We start from the raw sequence: 4410 nt of genomic DNA, 5'->3' as shown, positions 1-4410 counted from the left end.
GGGGGGGGGGGGGGGGGGGGGGCGCCCCCCCCCCCCCACGCCGCCACGCCCAGCAGCACGAAGCCCAGGTAGAGCAGCGGCCATAGCAGCAGACGCATGCGGATCTCGGTCACCCGTTCCGGATGCAGCGCGAAGATAAACGGCCACAACAGCTTTTCGGTCCAGCCCTGCGGCAGCCAGTGGGTGTCGCCGATGCCGATAGGCGCCGCCAGCGGCGCGTGGAAGATGTCGTTAAATTGCGGGAACAGCGGATTGCCGAACTGCTGCCACATGCGCCAGTACCAGTGGCCGGCCGTCAACGCGATGCCGGACAGCACGCCGGCGCCGAACACGAACGCGCGCGCCACGGCGCGCCACCAGCCGCCGGGCAGCACCGGCAGCGCCGCGCACAGCGCCAGCGCATAGGTGGCGTTGGTCAGCTTGAGGCCGGTGCCCGCGCCCATCGCCAGGCCGGCCAGCAGCGCCAGCGCCAAGCCGCGCCCCCGTGCCTGCGCCAGCGCCTGCCAGTGGCGCAGCACCAGCAGCAGCGCGCCCAGCACGCACAGCGCGGTCATGTTGTCGCCCATCGAATTGCCCAGCTGGCTGAAGAATGCGCAGCCCATGCAGCCGGCCAGCGCCAGCAGCAGCGGCGCGCGGTGGGCCGAGGTGGACGGCAGGTGTGCCAGCAGGCTGCGCGCGATGGCCAGCACCAGCAGCAGGTTCAGGCCGTGCAGCGCGCCCATGGCGAAGCCGGCCAGCGGCGCCGGCAGCGCGCGCAGCAGGCCGTAGTAGACCAGGTCCAGCGTGGGGTTGAAGTAGCTCTGCCACTGGCCCGGCGCCAGGTCGAAGCCGATCTTGCCGTTGACCAGCGCGAACGGGTTGTACAGGTGATAGTTGCGCAGGTCCCAGTTATCGTCCTGGCCGAACACCAGCGACAGCAGACCGAACAGCAGCGGCAGCAGCCAGGCGGCGCGGCGGGCCCCGCGTGGCGTATCGAGCAGATACCAGTAGCGTGCCGCAACGGCGGACAGGGCGTTAAACGGGCGCGACAACGTAGTCATGGTCGGTAGAGGGGTCAGCGTTGAAAGACGAGGAATTTGGCGCTCAGGAAGTTCAGCGCCAGGCCGGCCAGCGTGCCGCAGCACACCGCCAGCATCGGCGCGGCCGGCAGCAGCGGCGCCGCCGCCGGCCAGTGCGCCAGCAGCGCCATGACGGCGGCCGAGACGGCGTAGTTGACGGCGCCGCCGAAGGCCATCGCGCCGACGTAGCGCCACCACTGGCGCCACGGCGAGGCGTCGGCGGCGTCGAAGGTGTAGCGGCGGTTGATCTGCCAGGTGACCCAGACCGCCGACAGGAACGACAGCACGCGGCCGGCCAGGAAGCCGCTGCCCAGCGCCAGCGCGCCGTACAGCACCAGCACGTCGACCGCCAGGCCGGCCAGGCCGGCGCCGGCAAAGCGCAGCAGCTGGATGCGGGTTTGCCGGTTAATCATGCGGCGCCGGCGCCGGCACGGCCAGGTAGGCAAAGCGCTTCTGCTCGATGCGGCCCTTGGTGACGGTGTCGAGTATCAGTCCGCACGACAGCGACAGCACGCTCAGCATGACCAGGCCGGTGCACAGCACGGCCGTCGGCAGGCGCGGCACCAGGCCGGTGGCCAGGTAGGTGGCCAGCAGCGGTTCGGCCAGCACCAGCGCCAGCAGCGCGCTGGCGCCGGCGCCGATGGCGAAGAACGGCAACGGCTTCTCGTTCTTGAACAGCTTGACGATCATCCACAGGATGCGCACGCCGTCGCGATAGGTGTTCAGCTTGCTGACCGAACCTTCCGGCCGCGACTTGTAGCGCGTCGGCACCTCGGCCACCGGCATGCGCAGCTCCAGCGCGTGCACCGTCAGCTCGGTTTCGGTTTCGAAGCCGGCCGAATGGGCGGCAAAGGACTTGGCGTAGCGGCGCGAGAAGATGCGGTAGCCCGACAGCATGTCGGTGAAGGTGTTGCCGAACACGGCGGCGACGCAGCCGGTCAGCAGGCGGTTGCCGAAGCGGTGGCCGAAGCGGTAGGCTTCCTGTTCGTCGGTATGGCGGGTGCCGACCAGCATGTCGAGGCCCTCGTCGAGCAGCTGGCGCACCATCTGCGGCGCCACGCCGGCGTCGTAGGTGTCGTCGCCGTCGACCATGACGTAGACGTCGGCATCCACGTCGGCAAACATGCGGCGGATCACATTGCCCTTGCCCTGCTGGCGCACGCTGCGCACGATGGCGCCGGCGGCGCGCGCCACCGCCTGCGTGTCGTCGCTGGAGTTATTGTCGAACACATAGACCGGCGCGCCGGGCAGGCAGGCGTTGAAGTCGCGCACGATGGCGGCGATGGTCAGCGCCTCGTTGTAGCATGGCACAACGATGGCGATACGGTGCGGGGGAAAGGTGGCCAATTGAGCGCAGGTAAGTATTAGTTGGCGAAATTGTACAGGACTCCGGATCGCCCGGCACCATAGCCGGGGCCGCTTTTGCGCTTGGCGCGCGGACGCTGCTAAAATGACAGCCCTTCGGCGCCGCCATCAATCAAAGGAAAAACAGGCCACTCATGTTGAATCGACTTTTCCTGCAGCGCCAGTTCCTGGTGTTCGTGGCCGGCGGCGTGCTGACGGCGCTGATCGACATCGGCCTGATGCAGCTGGCGCTGCGTTCCGGCGCCACGCCGCTGGCGGCGGCCAGCATCGGCTTCGCGGCCGGGCTGGCGGTCAACTACGCCTTCCACGCCCGCATCACGTTCGCGCGCCTGACGCAGAGCCACAGCGTGCTGCGCTTCCTGTGCGTGGTCGCGCTCAATTACGGGCTGACGCTGCTGCTGGTGGCGCTGGCGCAAACGCTGCTGGGCAGCCCGCTGACCGGCAAGCTGATCTCGCTGCCGCTGGTGGCCGCCAACGGTTTTCTGTTGAGTAAATTCTGGGTATTCAAATGACTGCTGACACTCGCACTACTCCCGCCGCCAGCGCGCTGACGTTCGCGCCGGTCCGCTACGACGCCGCCGCGCTGGCCCAGTACGGCGCGCTGTTCGCCGCCTGCTTCCCGGACGCCAGCAAGTTCACGCCGGCCTACCTGCGCTGGCTGTACGCCGACAATCCGGACGGCGCCGCCGCCGGCTACGACGCCTGGGACGGCGAGCGCCTGGCCGCGCACTATGTCTGCGTGCCCGGCATGGCCTGCATCGGCGGCCAGGACGTGCGCGTGCTGCTGTCGCTCAACACCGCCACCCACCCGGACTATCAGGGCAAGGGCCTGTTCACCAAATTGGCGGCGCTGACCTACGACAGCGCCCGCGAGCAGGGCTACGACGCGGTGTACGGCGTGGCCAACGCCAACAGCACGCCGGGCTTCATCCGCAAGCTGGGCTTCCAGCTGGTGCGGCCGCTGGAGGCGCGACTGGGCTGGGGCGGCGTCGGCACGCGGCCGCACGGCCAGGGCGTGGCGCCCAGCTTCGAGCGCCGGCGCAGTCCCGCGGCGCTGGCCTGGCGCTGCGCCAATCCCGACAATCCGGTACGCATGCGCCGCCGCGGCCCGCTGTGGCAATTCGACGCGGCCGCGCTGAGCGTGGCGCGTGCCTACGGCGAACTGGCGCTGCCGGCCGACGGCCCGTGGCAGGCCGCCGGCCATGGCGGCGGCTGGGCGCCGGCGCGTCTCTACCTGGGCCTGGTGCCGGACAGCGAGCGCCGCTTCACCGGCTACCCGTCCATCCCGCAGCGCCTGCGCCCCTCGCCGCTGAACCTGATCTACCGCTCGCTGTCCGGGCGCGTGGCCCAGCTCGATCCGACGGCGATCCGTTTCAGCTTCCTCGACTTCGATGCCTACTAAGCCCGACGCCGCGACGGCGTTGTTCCTGTTCGCCCACCAGGACGACGAGTACGGCGTGTTCCAGGCCATCGAGGACAGCCTGCGGCGCGGCCGCCGCGTGGCCTGCGCCTACCTGACCGAAGGCGCGGCCGGCTCCGGGCCGCGCCGCAACGCCGAATCGCTGGCGGTGCTGACCGCCATGGGCGTGGCCGCGCGCGACATCGTGTTCGCCGGCGACCGGCTCGGCATCACCGACGGCAGCCTGCCCCGGCACATGGCGGCGGCGGGCGGCTGGCTGCGCGAGTGGCTGCAGGGGTACGAGCGGGTCGAGCTGGTCTGCGTGACCGCGTGGGAGGGCGGCCACCACGACCACGACGCGCTGCATTTCCTGTGCGCCCACGCCGCCGACAGCCTCGGCCTGCTCGGGCGCGTGCGCCAGTACTCGCTGTACAACGCCTGGCAGCGCAACGCGCCGTGGTTCAACGTGCTGGCGCCGCTGGCGGCCAACGGACCGGTCGAGCGCGCGCCGCTCGGCGGGCGCGCGCCCCCCCCCCCCCAGGCCCCGCGGCGGGGGGATGCGGGGCCGGAGGGGGGCGGGGGGGGGCG

The 4410-nt window shown here is 70.8% G+C and carries 5 protein-coding genes and 1 pseudogene; 3 read left to right on the top strand and 3 right to left on the bottom strand.

The window, feature by feature from the left end:
• The 3 genes and pseudogenes from ACCD07_RS32130 to ACCD07_RS32120 all read right to left on the bottom strand — a co-directional run.
• A pseudogene (locus ACCD07_RS32130) lies at positions 1-1040 on the bottom strand (hypothetical protein); the annotation flags it as partial.
• A gap of 14 nt (positions 1041-1054) precedes the next feature.
• Positions 1055-1471 carry a GtrA family protein gene (locus ACCD07_RS32125; protein WP_413449679.1) on the bottom strand — a complete coding sequence of 139 codons (417 nt, stop codon included), beginning with the start codon at positions 1469-1471 and terminating at the stop codon, positions 1055-1057.
• A complete protein-coding gene (locus tag ACCD07_RS32120) occupies positions 1464-2405 on the bottom strand; it encodes a glycosyltransferase family 2 protein (protein ID WP_413449678.1) in 942 nt (313 codons plus the stop codon). The genes ACCD07_RS32125 and ACCD07_RS32120 overlap by 8 nt, the downstream gene beginning before the upstream one ends.
• 152 nt (positions 2406-2557) lie before the next feature.
• On the opposite strand from ACCD07_RS32120, the gene ACCD07_RS32115 reads away from it, so the two are divergent.
• The 3 genes from ACCD07_RS32115 to ACCD07_RS32105 form a co-directional block, all read left to right on the top strand.
• Positions 2558-2935 (top strand): GtrA family protein, encoded by a 378-nt coding sequence (locus ACCD07_RS32115; protein WP_413449677.1) that lies wholly within the window; start codon positions 2558-2560, stop codon positions 2933-2935.
• Positions 2932-3825 (top strand): GNAT family N-acetyltransferase, encoded by an 894-nt coding sequence (locus tag ACCD07_RS32110; protein ID WP_413449676.1) that lies wholly within the window; start codon positions 2932-2934, stop codon positions 3823-3825. The genes ACCD07_RS32115 and ACCD07_RS32110 overlap by 4 nt, the downstream gene beginning before the upstream one ends.
• Positions 3815-4410: PIG-L deacetylase family protein (locus ACCD07_RS32105; protein WP_413449675.1), on the top strand; the 596-nt coding region annotated here is incomplete at its 3' end. The genes ACCD07_RS32110 and ACCD07_RS32105, both read left to right, overlap by 11 nt.

This window comes from Duganella sp. Dugasp56, from assembly GCF_047304105.1.
GTDB classification, from domain to species: domain Bacteria; phylum Pseudomonadota; class Gammaproteobacteria; order Burkholderiales; family Burkholderiaceae_D; genus Rugamonas; species Rugamonas hordei.
This window is presented reverse-complemented; position numbering and strand designations above follow the sequence as displayed.

Coding starts and splice junctions, on each gene's coding strand:
- ACCD07_RS32125 (WP_413449679.1), bottom strand. CDS start 1,471: ATGATTAACCGGCAAACCCGCATCCAGCTGCTGCGCTTTGCCGGCGCC.
- ACCD07_RS32115 (WP_413449677.1), top strand. CDS start 2,558: ATGTTGAATCGACTTTTCCTGCAGCGCCAGTTCCTGGTGTTCGTGGCC.
- ACCD07_RS32110 (WP_413449676.1), top strand. CDS start 2,932: ATGACTGCTGACACTCGCACTACTCCCGCCGCCAGCGCGCTGACGTTC.